This window comes from Baekduia sp. (assembly GCF_035996765.1).
In the GTDB taxonomy this organism is placed as follows: Bacteria; Actinomycetota; Thermoleophilia; order Solirubrobacterales; family Solirubrobacteraceae; genus Baekduia.
Genome location: NZ_DASYJG010000026.1, coordinates 47228 through 64769 on the forward strand (window position 1 = coordinate 47228; position 17542 = coordinate 64769).

Annotated in this window: 11 protein-coding genes; 5 read left to right on the forward strand and 6 right to left on the reverse strand. The window is 69.4% G+C overall.

Annotated elements, in window-relative coordinates; all coding sequences use genetic code 11:
* Positions 1-136: 136 nt before the first annotated feature.
* Positions 137-457 carry a helix-turn-helix transcriptional regulator gene (locus VGO10_RS05330; protein ID WP_327465923.1) on the forward strand — a complete coding sequence of 107 codons (321 nt, stop codon included), beginning with the start codon at positions 137-139 and terminating at the stop codon, positions 455-457.
* 48 nt (positions 458-505) lie between these two features.
* On the opposite strand, the gene VGO10_RS05335 is transcribed toward VGO10_RS05330, so the two are convergent.
* Both VGO10_RS05335 and VGO10_RS05340 read right to left on the reverse strand, forming a co-directional pair.
* On the reverse strand, positions 506-1600 hold the full coding sequence (locus tag VGO10_RS05335) for a hypothetical protein (RefSeq protein WP_327465925.1): 1095 nt from the start codon (positions 1598-1600) through the stop codon (positions 506-508).
* On the reverse strand, positions 1597-2214 hold the full coding sequence (locus tag VGO10_RS05340; RefSeq protein WP_327465927.1) for a hypothetical protein: 618 nt from the start codon (positions 2212-2214) through the stop codon (positions 1597-1599). The genes VGO10_RS05335 and VGO10_RS05340 overlap by 4 nt, the downstream gene beginning before the upstream one ends.
* Positions 2215-2495: 281 nt before the next feature.
* Here VGO10_RS05340 and VGO10_RS05345 point away from each other — a divergent pair, with 281 nt between their 5' ends.
* Entirely contained in the window at positions 2496-2936 is a 441-nt protein-coding gene (locus VGO10_RS05345; protein ID WP_327465929.1) for a hypothetical protein, read from the forward strand.
* A 53-nt stretch (positions 2937-2989) separates the two neighbouring features.
* Here the strand turns inward: VGO10_RS05345 and VGO10_RS05350 are convergent, their stop codons facing one another.
* The 4 genes from VGO10_RS05350 to VGO10_RS05365 form a co-directional block, all read right to left on the reverse strand.
* Positions 2990-6901, reverse strand: coding sequence for an NHL repeat-containing protein (locus VGO10_RS05350; protein WP_327465931.1), 3912 nt, complete (start codon positions 6899-6901; stop codon positions 2990-2992).
* A 41-nt stretch (positions 6902-6942) separates the two neighbouring features.
* Positions 6943-10896, reverse strand: coding sequence for a hypothetical protein (locus tag VGO10_RS05355; protein WP_327465933.1), 3954 nt, complete (start codon positions 10894-10896; stop codon positions 6943-6945).
* A gap of 56 nt (positions 10897-10952) precedes the next feature.
* Entirely contained in the window at positions 10953-11948 is a 996-nt protein-coding gene (locus VGO10_RS05360; protein WP_327465935.1) for a hypothetical protein, read from the reverse strand.
* A 159-nt stretch (positions 11949-12107) separates the two neighbouring features.
* On the reverse strand, positions 12108-13241 hold the full coding sequence (locus VGO10_RS05365) for a TetR family transcriptional regulator (protein ID WP_327465936.1): 1134 nt from the start codon (positions 13239-13241) through the stop codon (positions 12108-12110).
* Positions 13242-13347: 106 nt separating this feature from the next.
* Between VGO10_RS05365 and VGO10_RS05370 the strand changes: the two genes are divergently transcribed.
* The 3 genes from VGO10_RS05370 to VGO10_RS05380 all read left to right on the forward strand — a co-directional run bounded on the left by VGO10_RS05370 (position 13348) and on the right by VGO10_RS05380 (position 17535).
* Complete coding sequence (locus VGO10_RS05370) at positions 13348-15297, forward strand: TetR/AcrR family transcriptional regulator (RefSeq protein WP_327465937.1); 1950 nt, start codon at positions 13348-13350, stop codon at positions 15295-15297.
* 135 nt (positions 15298-15432) lie between these two features.
* Positions 15433-16011 carry a TetR/AcrR family transcriptional regulator gene (locus VGO10_RS05375; protein WP_327465938.1) on the forward strand — a complete coding sequence of 193 codons (579 nt, stop codon included), beginning with the start codon at positions 15433-15435 and terminating at the stop codon, positions 16009-16011.
* Between the two features lie 24 nt (positions 16012-16035).
* The gene (locus VGO10_RS05380; protein WP_327465940.1) at positions 16036-17535 is read left to right on the forward strand and encodes an alkaline phosphatase family protein; all 1500 of its coding nucleotides are present in this window, start codon (positions 16036-16038) and stop codon (positions 17533-17535) included.
* Positions 17536-17542: the final 7 nt, after the last annotated feature.

Here is a 17542-nt window from a genome sequence, read left to right on the forward strand (position 1 = left end):
TAACCGTACGCGCACTTCGCCGCCCGGAAGGCCCGAATGTCACCGAGCGGTCTCTTTGGGCTGCTCAGGACGGTAATGAGGATCACAGCAACTAATGCCAGTTTTTGCCGACATTAAGTGCTATTGTGCCGGCTATATGCCGCATTCTGTGCCGCGACAGATCGGTCGTTCGTTGCGCCAAGTCGCCAATGACCTGACCACGTGGCGCAAGCTTCGCGGCTTGACGCAGGCCCAGCTCGCCGACCGAGCGGGAGTGCATCGCGACACGATCAGCCGTCTAGAGCGCGGCGATGGCGGCGTGAGTCTGGAGAACGTCTTGCGGGTGCTCCGGGGCCTGGGCATCATCGAAGGCGCCACGCGCGCACTCGATCCTTACGAGAGCGACGTCGGACGACTACGGGCCGATGAGCAGCTACCGCGACGCGTGCGACCCAAGAGGTTGACCGGCGATGGCTGACATTACCGTCGATCGTTGCGCGGCACGGCGCATCGTCGGCCGAGACGTCTATCGCAAACGTGCGCTGTTCTGACGAAGCCATTCTGCGAACAACGGATCGCACAGGCGCCAGCGGCGGGCGCCCGCCCGCTCAACGACGGCGTTGCGGTGCAACACGCGAAGTGCGCGGTTCACGTCGCTTGGGCCCCCTACACCGTATGGAGGGTCATCCCATGCCAAGGCCGAGCAGACGGCATGGCTGGAGCGATGCAACTCACCCACTACGCGCAGTAAGACCGCGAACTCGGGCCCAGTCGACCAAGCGAGCTCTCGCAGCGCTTGGGTCGCGCTTCGGAGCGATGCCAACGCTTGCCCCTGTGACGGGCCGGCGGGCGAGGGAGCAAGCATCCGGTCGACCAGTTCTTGCGCCAGCCACGGAGCGCCGTCAGCGGCGGCGGCGACGTCGGCCACCGCGTCATGTGAGAGCCGGTCGCCCACCGTCTGCGAGATCGACTCCGACAGGCGTTCGGGCGCGACGCGCTTGAGGTCGATCGACCGCCCCCATCCGAGAAACGCCTGACGCTCATCCTCGACGAGTTCCCCGGCATCCGGGCCACCGGTGAACACGATGCTCAGTGTTGGAATCTGCTGCGCCACTGATCTGATAGCCCACAACACCGCGCCACCATCGGGAAACCTCTTTGCCGCAGGCAGCTCGTCGGCACCTTCCACCAGGAGCGTCGCGCCAACAGACCCGAGGAGCGTGACAACGCTCCTGGTGGTCGCGACGAGCGCCGCACCAGGATCGTTCGATCCTTTGGTCGCCGCCGGGGACTTGTCATCGTCGATGGCGAGCTCTCTGCGCAAGCGCAGCACGATGCGGAGCTGGGCAGGGGAAAGCGTGTCGGCCGACGCAGCGAGAAGCCGCGCGTCACCGCCGAGGGCCTCTGCCGCCGCCGAGACGAACGCGCGCGCGAGGGCAGCGTCATCGCCGCACGCAGCGACGCGGACGTGGGCCACCTGTCGGCTGCCGAGGGCGCCGCGTGCCACAGCGGCCGCCTCGGTCGGCCAAGGCCCATGAACCAGGAGCAGCTCGCCTGCGGCGATCAACGAAGCGACGCGCTCGATCTCGCTCTTGCGAGCGACGGACGCAAGGTCGGTCATCGTCCGGCATCCCACAGGCGCGTGTCGCGCGCGGCGGCTACCCCGGCATCCGCCGTTGTAGCGTCAGCGAGGTCGACATCGGCGAACTGGGCCATCTCGGCGGTTCGGTTCGCGGCGAGCATCGTCCGGTGAGGTTCGCCGGCCGAGGCGTCGAGGATGACTGCGACGGCGTCGTGATCTGGCCAGTACTCCAGACGTTGGATCTCGTCTAGGAAGAGGATGGTCCCCGCCGCGCCACGCACGGTAGAGGTCGCGAAGTCGAGCGCCCAAGTCAGTTGCTCACCGGCGGACCCCGAGGCCCGGAGACTGGTGAGCGCATCATCGATCGCGTCTGCATCCCGCTCATCAGCGCCCCCAGCCGGCCGAAGCAGATCCCAGATCTCGTATCCGAAGCCTTCACCCCGCTCCACCCTCGCCTCCTGGAGGGCAACTTGAGCGACCAACCCTTCGGCCAGCACAGGGCCACCCTCGCCAGCCTCGGACAAATCGAGGCCGACCACCGTCCAACCGTCGCCAGCCAGAACGTCAAGGGCACCGAGCGCGACCGTCGCCTTCCCGGTGCGCCGGCGATCGGCGAGGACTGTGTGTTCGCCGTTGCGCAGCTGATCGGCCAAGCGCGCGATATCCCCTTCGCGGCCGATCTGACGACGTCGCGGCACCGGGGGACCAACCGGTAGCACATGACTTCTTATCGCAGCCATGTGATAAGATTATCACAAATGCGTGATATACAGCGTCGAGCTGCCGGACGCCCGGCAGGTGGTGAGGGGACTCCAACCACACCAACAACTCCACATCCATCCGCCCCACCCCCTAGTCTCCCCCACTCATCCAAAACATCACCCCCGCACCGCTGGAACGGCCGGGGGCATGACCCAAAGGAGCTACAACTCCCATGAGTACCCCGCAGCGTACCCACGCTCGCTTGGTCGTCGTCGACCGCGAGACCGCCGACGTCCTCCGACTCCAGGCCAAGACCGTCATGGATCTCGGCCACGAGTTGTTCGAGGACTTCCTCCTCTACGGCCCCGAGGCCCAGTACGCGCTGGCGATGCGCTTCTGTGCCGCGACGGCGCTCATCACCGCCGTCGGCTGGGACCCCGGCGGTCCCGGTACCGACGCCGAGGAGTTCGAGGTCCCGTTGACCGACGACCTCGTCGAGCAGTTGCGCCACCGCCGCTACGACCTGGCCCGCTGCAACAACGACCGGCTCGACGGTCTGCCTGTCGACAAGCCGATCGAGCCCGACCTCCTCGCCGAGATCACCGTCGACCGCCTCGCCGCTCAGGCGCTGGACCGGCTGTTCGGCGTCTACGCCAAGGCGGTCAAGGGCTGAGCCAAGCCGGCCCGGGTCGCGGCACCCGCCGCGACCCGGGACACGCGCCAGTCCTACTTGCTCGTCTTGCGCGCCTTCGCCGGCCCGGTTGGGTCGAAGGAGACCGTGACCTTGCCGGGCTTGCCCTTGGTGCGCTTGGCGGTGATCGTGGCGACCGTCGACTTGGTGATGGTCTTGGTCGTCTTCTTGATCCCCTTGCCCGTCACGGTGACCTTCCCGGCACCGAGGCCGCCGACCTTGACCGCGACGCTGGTCTTGCCGACCGTCTTGGACAGGATCTTCAGCGGGCACGCCGGGGTCTGGAGATAGACATCGGCGTTAGCGGTCTTGCCGTTTTGGCCGTTGATCTGCTGGTCGGCCACTTGGGTGGATTTGCAGATGTCGGTGCCCGAGACGACGAGGATGCCGCTCTTGCCCCCGTCGATGTCGAGGGTGAAGTCCGACACCGGTGCGTCGGGGATGTTGTCGAAGGTCGTCACGAGTCGGTTGTTGACGACGTTGCTGGTGCCGACGAGGTTGAGGCGGATGCCGTTCTCACCGGTGAGCGGGATCACGAGCTTGGGCAGGGTGCGGATCTCGCGGCCCGACTTGGGGTCCTTGCGGATGTTCTTGACGAAGTACACCGGCCCGGTCACCGGCTGATCGAGGATCGGCGTGTGCGCGACCGCCTTGCCGACGATGCTGCCCTTCGGACACGTCGGGTCGATCTTCGAACCATCCGTGAACTCACACAGCGCTTGGGCGTTGTCGGGGTCCAGGGCCAGGCTCAGCGGGAGGCTGACGGTGACCTTCTTGAGGTTGGCCTGCCCCGGGGCCTGGCTGACCGTCGCGTGCACGCCGGGGTGCTTGTCGTCGGTCGTCTGGCCCTTGCCCGTCAGTGCGATCGCCAGCTTCGGCGCGACGGGCAGGGCGGCGCAGCCGCCGACCTGGAAGCGGCTGGAGACCGTCGCGGTCGAGCCTTCCCAGGAGCCGATCGACCCGCCGATGCTCATCGGATCACACGAGGTCGGGTTGAGCATGAACCCGGGCCGGTCGATGTTGACCGCGATCGAGCGGATCCGCACCGGGAACCCGTTGGTGTCGCCGTCGTCGCCCTTGACGTCGAGGATCTTCGGCACGTCATCGGAGACGACGGTCACATGCGCGTCGATCGGATCGACCTGGATCGCCGCACGCACGACCACGGTGCCGAGGTTGAACGGCCCAGCGATCGCCGGCACGACGATCGACAGACCATACGGTCCGCCCTTGTACGGGCCGGTCAGGAACACCTTGCCCGGCAGATGGAAGGGTGCAGAGCCCGGCCCGGCTGCCGAGTCGGTGCTGCCGACCTGCGAGCCGGCGGGACACGTCCCCGCCGAGGCATCGGCATCCGAGCACAACGGCACCGAGCCGACGTTTGCCAGCAGACCGCCCGGCAACGTCGTGGTGACCGTGCGGATGTGCTCCTGACCATCAGCACGCGCCAACTGCAGCGTGAAGCCCGTTGCGTGCCCCGCCGAGGGATTCGTGGCGCCCGCCGCAAACGACGGAGCGAACCCGCCCGCGCAATTGGCGTCGATCACCGAGCTGTCGCTCGGCGTCTTAGCCGGCGTCCCGCTCCACGGCGAGAGTGCTGTCGTCGTCGTGAACGTCCCGCACGTCTCGGGGGTCGACAGTGCTGCGTGCGGCCCGCCGAAGAAGTCCAGCTTGAAATCGGTGAACGGCAACTGCGGGTTGTCATCAAACGTCGTCGTCAGCTGGCCGGTGGCCGGATCGGCGTGCACCTTGCCCGCCAACTTGACCACGACCCCCGACTCCTGGTCGTCGACAGCGACGTAGATGCCCAACACCGAGTTGGTCGGATTGTCGTTCTGGGCCGCCAGATACACCGAGCCCTTGATCGGATGATCCAGCAACGGCGTGTCGATCTCCACCGACCCGACCTTCGAAGCATCCGGACAGTGCGCCGCACCCGCCCCATGAAGGTCGACCTGCGCCGACGAGCAACCCTGCAACCCATCGGCCGCCGCGGGGTTGACGCTGAACCCTGTGGGCAGCGTCACCACCGCCTGCTTGAGGTTGGCCTCGGCCAGACCGTTGACATCGCGAAGGCCCCCGAGCGGCAAATGAAGAGCGACGTGCAGTCCTGCGGGCGCGTCAGCGGCAGACGTGTCAGCGCTGACGCTGATCGACGGCGTGAAGTCGAGGCGGTCACAGCCGGTCCCACCGACAGGGTCGCCCTGGTTGTCATGACTCAGGAAGCTCGCGGTCGCGAAGACCCCGGGGTTCTCCCATGGGTCGGCGCGGACGGTCGTGGTGACCGGCCCGGTGCACGAGGCCGGAAGCGTCAACAGCGGCCTGAGCGGCTGGTCTGATGGGCAGTCACCCGCGCTGATCGGCACATCGGACCCGTCAACGCGGCCGAGAGGGCTGAGACAGCTTCCGCGCAAGGCGTCGTGGCCTGGATCGGCCGGGACACCCCAGAACGTGACGGAGCTGGACAGAAGGCCCTGCGTCTCGTTGATGTCGGTGACGGTGACGCTCAGGCCGTAGTCGCCACCGGTGCGGACCGATGCATCCAGCCGGATGGGGACGCCGTTGTACACGAAGCCGAACTCGGCAGGGACACCCGGCGGCGGGTCGAGGCTGGCGATTTTGCTCCACGAGAACTGGGTGTGGCCATCGGTGGTCGTGCGGGTGCCGATGTAGCCGACCGCCGTGTCGTTCGGGCAGGTGAACTCGATGAACTTCTGCTGTGTGCAGGTCGGCACGGCGTTGGGGTCGCCGATCAGGCCGGGCGGAAGATCGACCTGAAGATCCTTCGCAACCCCCTCAGGGATCGGATGTCCGGCGGCATCGAACGTCGGGTTGATCGAGAGCGACGTCTTCGCCTCGTACGGGTGCGACCCGGCCTGCGTGACCGCGTTGCCGTCCTGGTCGAAGACGCCGCCGTCGAAGCTCTTGAAGCCGAAGCCCGGCCGCGGCGCGGCCGGCGCGAAGACGTCGATGATGTTGTGAAAGCCATCGGCGAGGTAGGCGCGCCCCGTGGCGCCGTTGACCGCGACGCCCAACGGGCTCGAGAGCGCCGCGTCGCCGGCGAAGTAGTAGAGCGATGTCCCGGAGGGATCGAGGACGTGGACGTGGCCGTCAGACACGCTCTCGCCGATGTAGAGGTTTCCGGAGGCCGGGTCGGTAGCCAGCGCGGTCGGACCATCGGCGCGAATGACGGTTGGGGTCGGGCTGGGCGGCGGCGTTCCGAGAGCGAAATCTGAGACGTTGAAGCGGTCGACATTGTTCTGAAGACTGAGCGTCGCGGGGAGATCGTAGGTGTCGGCCGTGTACACCTTGTCGGCGGCCACGGCGACCGCACACGGCGTGATCGCCGTCGCCACCGCACCGGAGTAGTCGGACTCCGCGACGGTGGAGGTCGACGGCGAGTAACGCCACAGACGCTGGTCGCTGTAGTCGCCGACGTAGACGTCGCCGTTTGCCTGGTCGACGGCCACACCGCAGGCCAGGCCGAAGCTTCCGGCCGTCGTGCCCGAGCCGTGCAGGGTCGTCAGCGCCGCGCCGCTGCGCGCGAAGACCTGGATCGCACCCGCGCCGTCGGCAACATAGACGTCTCCATCGGCCGGACCGCCGGAGTTGTCGACCGCAACCCCCGCGAGGCGGTAGTCGATACTGAGAAGCGGCAGGCCCGTGATCCGGTTGGTGCCGGCTCCGGGCCCGGCGGTGAAGTCGTCCGGGGCACCGGTCGCGGTAAACCGCATCAGCGCACCGGCGTCGGCGTCCAGCGCGTAGACATCGCCGGTGGCCTGATCGACGGTCAGCGCCTGCGGGCTCCGACCGGTAAAGCTGCCGAACGTAGCGGTCTGCTGGCGACCGGTCTCGGCCGTCGCCTGGCTCACGAGGACCAACATGGCCATCAGGGACAGCACGACGAGCGTCGCGTAGATCGGGGTCTTGCTGTTGGATCGTGTCATGCTGGCCTCTCTGCTCGGGCAGGTGATGGTCGTTGGCGCGCTCACTTGCCGCTCCTGCTCTTCAGCGTCACTGCCACCGTCGCGGACGACGCGTCACCGGTGCCGGGTGTGTAGCCGACCCGTGCGGTGAGCTTGAGCCGGTGCTTGGCCTTGAGGAGCCGCCTGCCGGCGGTGCTCAGCGACACGGTGATCTTGTAGGTCCCGGCTTTGGTCGCGCTCTTGCGGGCGGTCTTGATGTGTGCGCCCGAGATCGTGATGCGCCCTCGGGCCGGCACCTTGACGGTCAGCACGAGACGCTCACCAACGATCGTCTTGCGGCTGACGCGAACGTTCGCGATCGCCTTCGCCACGGTCGGTGTTGCATTGCCCGGACCGGCGAAGCTGACCGTCGCAGCGCTGAGCGGCGACGACGCGCTGCCCAGTGCGCCCTTGCAGGCATCACCGGCGCACGGCGGCGACGGCGACGGCGGAGACTGCGACGAGATGCCGCCCCCCGCGCGTGCGTCGTACACGTCGTAGAGGTTGTCGTTGTCCTGACCGACGAGCTGGTCACGGGTGGCGAAGAACACATCACGGCCATCGGGACTGGCGTCGAGGAAGAGCGCCTCGGAGTCACCGCTGCCACTGGAGATCAGCTTCAGACAACCACCATTACTGGCCGCGGAATGGCAGGATCCTGACCCATCGGCCTCCCACTCATACACGTCCTGACAGGGCAAGGTCGTGCGCAGAGAGCCGGTCGGCGCGCAGCCGTGAATGCTGTTCGCATCGCGAGCGCTCAGCGCGTCGCCGCTGTTGAAGAACACGCGCTGGCCATCGTCGGAGATGCTGTGAACCCCGTACCCCACGTACCCGAGGACTCCCGGGGCCGACGCCGAGAGAATGGACGCTCCTTGCGGACGCGCGCCGGTCGGGTTGCACGAGACGCACGTCAGGTGGTCAGACGAGGCGTCATAGACGTAGACCTCCGGGCAGTGGGGTCCGAACGCCGCGCTGGTCCAGGAATGGACACCGCAGTCGCCGCTCGCCGCAGCGTTGTCATACCCCGCCGATATCCCCTGCGACTGAAAGACGAGATGAGATCCGTCAGGGGTGACCGAGACCGGACCGTAGATCGCCCCGCCCGTCCCGCCTTGTTGCCAATCGTTGTAGTCGTCACCAGTCACCGTGCTGACCAGCCGCGTCGTGCCGGCGTGGTACAGGAAGATGCTGCAGCTGGTCTGCGGGTCTCCCGGCTGGCAATTCCCGCTCAGGGTGGCGTAGTAGATGTAGGAGCCGTCATCGCTCACGCCCACGACGCCGCCGACATCGGCGTGCGCGCTCGGCGTGAGATCGGTCAGCGTGTGCGCGTCGAGGTCATAGAGGTAGAGGTTCCTCCCACTGCCCGCGATGGTGTCGGGCGTCAGGCCGGCAGTGTCGTCGTCAAAGAAGACGACCTTCGAGCCGTTGGTGCTGGCTGCGAGAAACACTCCACCTCCCCCGGGCCCAGCACCCTGCGAGGCATCCAGCTGCACGGTGCTCGTACCGTTCTCACGCACATAGAGATTGCCGTCCCCGCCCTGGAAGACGATACGCGCACCGTCCGCCGAGACCGCCCCACGCTCAACCGTGACGCGATTGCCATCCGCGGCGATCGGCGTCCCATCGGGCGCGATGTTGACGAGACGCAATGTGCCCCCCACCCGCTCATAGATGTTCTTCGCGTACACCGGACCGTTGTAACCCGTGGAGATCTGCAGCAACGGAGCATCGGCGGTCAGCGCGTCGCGCGACTCGAAGACGACGTGCGTGAGGTCGGCCGAGGCGCCCTTGACGCTGGCCCCACCGCCATTGGGAAAGCGCGGCGTGAGCACGCGGTAGGTCGGCTGGGCCGGGTCGGAGAGGTCGGAGAGATAGACGTTCCCCTGTCCCACGGTCGCATCGCTGGTCAGCGTCGGCCCTCGATCGGTGGTGACCACGCCAGCGTCGAGGTCGCCGGTGAACAGCCGGTTGCCGTATGAGTCCGGAAGATCTCCTTGGTTCCCGGCGCCGATCGGTGCGTTGATCCCGTGCGTCGCCCAGCCCGTCGCACCACGGCGCGAGAGGTAGTAGTTATAAAACGCGCCGCTCGGCTCGCCGGCGAACTGTCCGCCGATGGTCGCAAACAGCAGGCCATCGCCCGAAGTCGAGCTGCGCGAGATATCCGCCGGAACGCCTTGGAACACCGCGAGAGCGTCGGTGTTGTTCTTGTCGACCGGCGAGACCTGCTCGTAGGCGCGGCAGTCCAAGAGGTAGCCGGCATAGCCGGTGCGCTGCGAGGCGTTGGGGCAGGCGTCTTCGCCGGCGACAGGATTGGCGGTGGTGTGGAAGGTGCGATCAGGACCGGTCACTGTGTCGACCAGGTTGGTGGCGACGACGCGGTAGTGGTAGGTGGTGTCAGGGCTGAGGCCTGACAGGAGCTGACGGACGCTGACGTCACCGGTGCCGGAGCCGACCGGCGCGTCGGGAGCGGGCACGCTGGTGCCATAGCTCGTGTCGCTGCCGTACTCGACGCGGTAGGTGGTCGCGAGCCCGTGCGGGTTGATCACGGCGTTGACGGTCGCCTCGGAGGTTCCGACCTCGCTAGCAAAGGAGTCGCCGACGGTGGGCGCGCTCTGGGTGGTGAAGGTCTGGTCGCCGCCGCGCGTGGTGCCGTTGGCGTTGGTGACGACGAGGCGCGCGTGATAGGTGGTGGCACGCGTCAGGCCGGTGAGAGCCGCGTGGACGCTGGCCGGGCTCGAGAACGCGCTGCCCTCAGCACAGGGCGCGGTGGAGGGTGTGGCAAAGCCGCCGGCCTGGAAGGCGGTGTCATCGACGTATTCGAAGTGACAATCGGTGGTGGCGCCGCCGCCGGCCGGATCGAGATGGCCGTTGAGGACGGCGGAGTCGGCCTGGACGCTGGAGGCGGCGTCGGTGCCGGCGTCGGGCACGATGACCGGGACGAAGACGTCGATCTGCGCCGCCCCGGCGTCGGCCGCATAAGCCGTCTGATCGGACGGGTCGACCGCGAGGCCCGCGCCTGCGGTGAGGGCGCCCGCGCCGAAGGAGTCGGCCGGCGTGCAGCCGGCGCTCGGCGTCGGCGTGCAGGTCGTGAAGGTGTAGTGGTCGATCGTGGCGCCGTTGTCGACGTAGAGGTCGCCGGTGGAGAGCTCGGTGGCGATGCCGGTGCTCGTGGCCCCGGTCGTGACCTGGCCGATGTCGTCACCGGCCGCACCGAACTGCTCGACGCTGAGGTCGCCGTTGACCTTGAAGAAGGTGCCCGCCGCATCGACCGACAGGCCGGCCGGACTGGTCCCGCGGACGGTCGTGAAGTTGGTCGAGAAGCTGCCGTTCTGACCGAACTCGAACATTCTGGTGTTGGTGTCAAAGACGTCGAGCGTGCCACTAGTGTCGACGGTCATCCCCGCCAGCGCACCGAACGGGCCGTCGGTCGCCGTCGAGCCGTCGAGCCGGCCGCCGCTGCCCCACGTGGTGACGAGGTTGCCGGTGGCGTCGAACTTGAACACGGCGTTGGTCGCGGTGTCGCCGACATAGACGTCGCCCGCTGACGCGCCCGCCGAGTTGTCGACGGCGATGAACGTCGGCGTGGCCAGCGCACCCGACGCCGCCACCCCGGCCTCACAGCTCAGCGTGCAGGTCTCGGCCACCGGCAGCCCGTCCGCCACGCCCCAGCCAAAGGCGCGGATGAACGTCCCGGACGCCGAGAACTGCGAGACCCGCACGTTCCCGGTGTCGGCGACGTAGACGTCATGGGTCTGGTTGTTGACCGCCACGCTCGCCGGGCCCGAAAGCTGGCCCGCCCCTGCGCCCGCCGACCCGAAGCTCGACGAGAACGCATGGGTCTGGACGGCCGAGGCCGAAGCCACACCGAAGACGAGCAGCGCGACAACGACAAGCGTGACAAGCCGCGCGAAACGCAGATGGAGAGCCAGACTCGCCGGCGCCCCAACGCCGCCATCAGCCAAACAGTCGGTCATGCAGGTAGTCCCGCTCGAAGGAAGGGCCGGCAAGGACGTGTGCATCGTTCTCTCTCTCATCGCTGGGAACCGTCGGAAAGGCCGAGCACCGCGTCGGCGGCCTCGCTGCCGAGAATGGTGAGCTGCCAAGCATTGGTGCGACCCTCTTTGCGGCGGCGCACAACGCCTGCGCGCTCGAGCCGGACGAGGTGTCGGCTGATCTGGCTCTCGTGCCGGACATCGACCCCGCGGGCGATGTCGACGTTGCACGCGCCCGGATGGGCCTTGAGGTAGCTCAGCGTCTGGCGCGTGAGCTCGGTGACGACCAGGCCGCGGACGTCAGCACCGGCGGCCCTCGGGCTCCAGCGCGTCACGAAGGCGATCGAGCTTCCCCGGCCGGCGAGCGTCACCGCGCGGCGGCGGCCGGCGAACGGCGCGAGCACCAGGTAGGTCGCGACCTCCCCGAGGTCGGCCAGCGACCCGCCGGGCTGCTCGGTCAGGCGGCGGTGGACGAGGTCCCACAGCGCGCCAAACGCACCCGCGAGCACCAGCTCGGTCGGTGCCAGCGGCGCGGGCGCGTCGCCCAGCATCGCGACGATCCTGTCCGCCACGCCGTGGCGCAGGACGAGCGCGTCGTGGCCGGCGCCCAGCGCCGAGACCACGCAGAGCTGCGCCAGGACGCGATCGGCATCCAGCGCGCCGATCAGCGCGCGGGTCGCGGCGACCGTGCGCGCCTCCCACTCGGGTTCGGCGGCGTCGACCGCCTCCTCGACATGGGCCAGCAGCCGGTCGAAGGCCTCCTGCAGGGTGTCCATGAAGCAGGCGTCGCGGTGCTCGTAGTGGTCGTAAAACGTGCGGCGCGACATGCCCGCCCGCTGGCAGACGTGGTGGACGCCGACCGCCGGAAGCCCCACCTCGGCAACCAGCTCGCCCATCGCGCCGATCAGCCGGTCGCGCTGGGCCGAGGTGCCGCCGACGATCCGGCTGCGCCGCGCGTGCGGGACCGTCTCGGCCTCCCGCGTCTGCGACACGGCAGGGGCCATCGATACCCCGGGGACAGGTACAGCGGACACGTCATCTCCTCCAGCAGTGATCTCTCAACCCACGGCGGCCGCCTTCCCGGCGGCTCACCGCTCCCTCACACCGACGCCTTGCCAAACCGGCAACCCGTGGTGCGACGAGCACCGTAAACGCCTAGATGTTCGGAGTCAAGTTTTGCCGGTATAGAAATTTCAGTCGAGTAACTCGTCCAGGCTCGTTGACTTCACCGTCCACGCGCTCGAACGGCCCGCCCCCGGCGCCCGGCGCACCAGCCCCCGCGCCTCCAGGCGGCGCAGCGTGCGGTTGACCTGGGACAGGTGGCGGACCCCCAGGCCCCGCCGGATCTCCTCCCCCGTGCTCGCCGGATGCGCGGCGAGGAAGCGCAGGTGGCGCAGCTCCTCGTGCGACACGGCGGCGTCGGCCGGCGGCCGGCGCGGATCGAGCACCAACCCGAAGAACCACGCCTCGTCCAGCGCGTCGAGCGCGAGCTGCTCGGCGCGCTCGGCGACCCGCTCGCCGGCCGCCCGGCGCTGCGCCAGCGCGACGACGACGCGCCACAACGCCGGGCCGTCGCGCTGCGCGGCGGCCTCGATCACCAGCCGTTCCAGATCGGCCTGCGCAGTCTCTCCCCCGCCCAGCAGCACATCGAGCTCCCCGCCGCCGAACGGCGACTCCTGCAACTCAGCCGCCGCAGGCTCCAGCGCCGCGGGCTCGTCGGTGAACGCCGCCAGGGCGAGGGCCGTCAGCTCTTCCTGGCGCTCCAGCAGCGATTGCCCCGGATCGTGACGCAGGCAGTCGATCGTGACGGCGTCGATCGCGGTCAGCACGGTGTCCACCCCCACCCCGGCCGGCGGCTGCGTCGCGACCTGCTCCTCCAGCGCGCGCAGGATGGGAGCCCGCACCGCGTCACGGGCCGCCCGCGCGCGCTCGCCGGCGGCCGGCACGTCGCGCAGGCAGACGAGCGCCCACGCGCGGTCGCAGTCGAGGATCGTCAGGTAGGTGCCCAGCGCCGCCGCCGCGCCGCGGACCCAGTCGCGCTCGGCGGCGAGCGCGTCGAGGATCTGGGGGATCGCGTAGGCCGCGGCCGCGTCGTAGGCCCAGATCAGCGCCTCCTGCTTGTCGCCGAAGGTCCCATAGAACACGCTGCGTGTGACGCCGGCGCGCTCGGCGATGTCGGCGACCGTCACCGCGCCGTAGCCGCGTTCGGCGATCTCGCGCACCGCCGCGTCGACGATCCGGGCCCGCCGGTGGAACGCCTGCGCCTCCGGTGGGAGCGCCTCGAGCTCGACGGCCGCCGTCGAGGCAACGTCGCTGTTTCTCGACATGGACGTGATCGTAGTCGAAACACGTCTAGTTTTCCGAATCAATTCTTTCTGTCGAACTCGACGGACATGGTGTCCGAGGTGTTCTTTGGCGTATCCTCGACGGCGTATGGCCCCCGTCGAACGTCCGTCTCGCCGGCTGCCGCGCGGGCGGCATGCGCTGGACGCCGACGCCGCCGCCGCCGAGTACCGCGCGCGGCTACAAGCCGCCGCGATCGAGGTCGTCGCCGAGCAGGGCTACGGCGCGGCCTCCGTGACCCAGCTCGCCAGCGCCGCGAACGTGTCGACCGCGACGTTCTACGACCTGTTCGCCGGCAAGCAGGAGCTGGTCCTTGCCGCCGTCGACGCGGCCATCGCCGACGCCGGCAGCCGCCTGCGGACGCGGGCCATCGCGCCAGGAGATCTGCGCGACGCGCTGGCGGGCGTCCTCTCGGCGGTCGTCGACATCGTCGTCGACCAGCCCGCGGCCGCCCGCACGGCGATCATCGAGCTCGGCGCCCTCGGGCCGCCGGGGCTGCAGCGCCGCCGCTCGCTGACCGCCGGCCTGCGTGATCGGCTGCGACAGGCAGCGACCGTGGACGGGACGCTGACCATCTCCGAGGCCGTGCTGACCGTGCTCGCCGGCGGCACGATGCACGTCCTCGACGGCCATCTGCGGTCCGGTCGCCTGCGACCGCTGCGCGCCGCCGCGCTGGACCTCGCCACCTGGGGCGCGATGTACGAGACCGACGACCCGCGCCCGCTGCCGGTGCCCGATCCGCTGCTCGTGCCCGCGCCGGTCACCCCGCCGCCGCCGGTCATCGAGGCGCTGCCGGGCGGCCGCCACGGCCTGCCCTCGGGCTTCGTGCGCCGCCATCAGCGCGCGCGGATCCTCGAGGCCGTCCTGTACGTGTCGGCGCAGCAGGGCTTCGAGGCGACGACCGTCCGCGAGCTGGTCACCTGCGCCGGCCTCTCGCTCGAAGCGTTCTACGAGCACTTCGCGACCAAGGAAGACGCGTGGGCGGCCGCGTACGACAGCGCGTTCAGCGCGCTCTTCGCCGCCGCCTGGCACGCGGCCTCGCGCCAGCCGGATCGTCCCGCCAAGGTCGCCGCCGCCACCATCGCCTGCCTGCGCCTGCTCGAGGCCCGGCCCGAGCGCGCGCGCCTGCTGCTCGTCGACGCGGCGTCGGCCGGCCGCGCCGGCGCGCCGGCAGTCGACGAGACGTTGCAGGCCTTCACCCGCCAGCTGGGGCGCGCCGCCGGCGGGTCCGCACTGCCGCGCGTGCTGCCGGCGGCGATGACGGGCGGGCTGAGCGCGCTGGCGGCCGAGTGGGTGCTGGACGGGCGCGCGGCCGAGCTGCCGGCGCTCGCCGCGCCGATGATCGAGGTCATCCTCACCCCGCTCCTGGGCCTGCCCGCGGCCGCCCGCGCGGCCGACGCCGCGGTCCAGGAGCCCGACGCGGCCGCGACCTCCGACGATCGCCGCCGCCTGATGGACGCCTTCGCCGAGACCGTGGCGCGCGACGGCCTGGAAGCGACGCGCCTCAGCGATGTCGCACAACAGGTCGGCGTCGAGCTCGACGTCGCCAACACGCTCTTCCACGACGAGCTCGACTGCGCCACCCAGGCCCTGGGCTGGTGGGCCGGCCGGCTGGTCATGATCGCCGCCGGCGCGTTCCTGGGCGCGGCCGACGACCCGCCGCTGGCCGCCCATCGAGCGCTCGAGGCGGCGCTGTGGCACATCGGCCGCACGCCGGCTTACGCGGCGCTGGCCGTCAACGACGACCCGGACATCGCGGTCGTCGCGCTGGCGTTGCGCAAGCGCTACATCGCGCTGTTCTTCCAGCTGATCGCCGGCCAGATCCCGGCGGGCGAGCAGCAGGCGCCCCAGCCCCTGTCGGCACTTGAGATGGTGCTCAACGGGATCATGGCGGTGCTTCGTCGCTTCGCCCAGGACGACCGGATCGCCGAGTTGCCGGGTGAGCTGCCGGCGCTGAGCCTGCAGTGCCTGACGCCGTTCTTCGGCGCCGACGAGGCGCGCCGGGTCGCCGAGCTGACCGGCAGCCCGCTGGCCAACTGAGCGCGCCGCGCGCGGGCCTTGCCGTCACCAAGTCGCCGTTGCGGCGTGGCATCGCTTGCCCGTACAGTCGACAAAATGGAACGCGGTCGTCTTCCGACGTCAACGTTCGTGCCCCGAGACGAACGCGAAGAGCTCATGGCGACCTTCGCCGCCGTGGTCTACGACCAGGGCTATGAGGCAACGCGGCTCGCCGATGTCGCGCAGCGCGCGGGCGTGCCGACCGAGACCGTCACGGCCTTCTGGCACAGCGAGGCCGAGTGCCTGCTCGACACCGTGCAGGCCGCGACGCAGCAGTCCTTCAGCCGCCTGGCCGAGAGCTTCATGCACATCGACGGCGACTGCCCGCTCGTCGCCCACCTCGCCCTCGCGGCGATGCTGCGCGACATGGCCGGCTGCCCGGAGATGACCTTCCTGGCGACCGTCGAGCTCCCCCGCCTCGGGCCGCTGGTGCAGGCCCAGCAGCAGAGCATGCTGGATCTCTTCTGCGAGTTCCTCGGGCCGGGCTTCGCGGCGATGGGGCGCCCGGCGCCCGACCCCCCGACCGTCTCGCTCTGCATCGGCGGCGGCATCGAGGAGGTCGTGCGCGACCACGCCCTGCGGGGCTGCCTGCACGAGCTGCCCGACGCCCTTCCGGCCATCAGCTACGTCTGCGTCTGCACGTTCTTCGGCATCGATGAGGCGATGCGGGTCAGTAAGGTCGTCGACAACCACTGATCGCTGAGCGAAAGGGCAGGGCGCATGAGCGACGAGGAGCATCTCGACCGTCTCCAGCAGGTCAAGCACGTCGTGGTGGTGATGATGGAGAACCGCTCCTTCGATCACATGCTCGGCTACCTCACCGGCGACGGCATGCCGGAGGTCAACGGCCTCACCGGCTCCGAGCTCAACCTCGATCGCGACGGCAACGCCGTGCCGATCCACGCCTTCGACGCGGACGCCAACACCGTCATGCGCGCCGGCGAGGCGCTGCGCAAGGCGCTGGACCCCGACCACTCCAAGCACGGCGTCGCGACCCAGCTCGGCGCGGGCTACCCGGCCCATCCCCATCCCGACGGCCACAACGGCGGCTTCGTCCAGGCGTTCGTCGAAACGCGCAAGCCCGCCGACAACGTCGCCCGCCAGCTGTGGTCGGTGCCGATGGGCCACTACACGGGCCAGGACCTCCCGACCTATGACTTCCTCGCGCGGAACTACTGCGTCTGCGACGCCTGGCACAGCTCGGTGCCCGGTGACACCTGGCCCAACCGCCTGTACTCGCTCGCCGGCCGCGAGGGGCCCAAGGTCAAGCTCAGCTTCATCAAGGCGCTGACCGACATGCTGCCGGGCCATCCGGACCTGCTCGCCGGGGCGCCCATCTACGACGTCCCGACCTTCACCCACCACCTCGAGGACAAGCAGTGGCGCTGGTACTCCCACGACCCCGCCACGCTGCGCGCCGCTGACGGCCGCCATCGCGACTTCAAGCACATCAACCGCGACAACTTCGCGTTCTTTGACCGCCGCAAGCTGGCGCTGGCGACCCAGGTCGGCGAGGGGCTCATCGTCGGCCACGACAGCTTCCTCGACGACGCCGCCAAGGGCGAGCTGCGCGACGTCTCCTGGATCGACCCCAACTTCATCGACCTCAACGTCTTGGACCCCAACTCCAACGACGACCACCCGCCGTCAGACATCCGGGCCGGCCAGGCGTTCATCCTGCAGATCTACGAGGCGCTCGTCCGCAGCCCGAGCTGGAACGAGACGCTGCTGGTCGTCGTCTACGACGAGCACGGTGGCTTTTATGACCACGTCAAGCCGCCGGCCGTCCACGACGACTCGGGCTACGCCACGCTCGGCGTCCGTGTGCCGGCGCTGCTGATCGGACCGAGGGTCGCCAAGGGCGTCTGCCACGAGGTCTTCGACCACACCAGCTTGATCAAGACGATCCTGCGCCGGTTCGCCAAGGACCCTGACAACGCGATCGCGCAGATGCCCCAGCGCGTCCAGGGCGCCCGCCACGTCGGCGTCGCGCTCGCCGACGCGCTGCGCAGCGACATCCCGGACCATGATGATGTCCAAGGCAAGATCGACGCCTGGCGCACCAAGGCCCGCGAGCAGCGTCAGGCCGCGCCGGCCCAGGCGCCGTCGGTCTCACCCGACGGCGCCGGCCAGCCGCTCATCCTCCACGACTTCCAGCAGGACTTCGTGACGATCGCGCAGTCGCTGCGGATGGCGGGGCTGCCGCCGGGGCAGCCGTAGGAGGATC

Coding starts and splice junctions, on each gene's coding strand:
- VGO10_RS05330 (WP_327465923.1), top strand. CDS start 137: ATGCCGCATTCTGTGCCGCGACAGATCGGTCGTTCGTTGCGCCAAGTC.
- VGO10_RS05335 (WP_327465925.1), bottom strand. CDS start 1,600: ATGACCGACCTTGCGTCCGTCGCTCGCAAGAGCGAGATCGAGCGCGTC.
- VGO10_RS05345 (WP_327465929.1), top strand. CDS start 2,496: ATGAGTACCCCGCAGCGTACCCACGCTCGCTTGGTCGTCGTCGACCGC.
- VGO10_RS05350 (WP_327465931.1), bottom strand. CDS start 6,901: ATGACACGATCCAACAGCAAGACCCCGATCTACGCGACGCTCGTCGTG.
- VGO10_RS05355 (WP_327465933.1), bottom strand. CDS start 10,896: ATGACCGACTGTTTGGCTGATGGCGGCGTTGGGGCGCCGGCGAGTCTG.
- VGO10_RS05365 (WP_327465936.1), bottom strand. CDS start 13,241: ATGTCGAGAAACAGCGACGTTGCCTCGACGGCGGCCGTCGAGCTCGAG.
- VGO10_RS05370 (WP_327465937.1), top strand. CDS start 13,348: ATGGCCCCCGTCGAACGTCCGTCTCGCCGGCTGCCGCGCGGGCGGCAT.
- VGO10_RS05375 (WP_327465938.1), top strand. CDS start 15,433: ATGGCGACCTTCGCCGCCGTGGTCTACGACCAGGGCTATGAGGCAACG.
- VGO10_RS05380 (WP_327465940.1), top strand. CDS start 16,036: ATGAGCGACGAGGAGCATCTCGACCGTCTCCAGCAGGTCAAGCACGTC.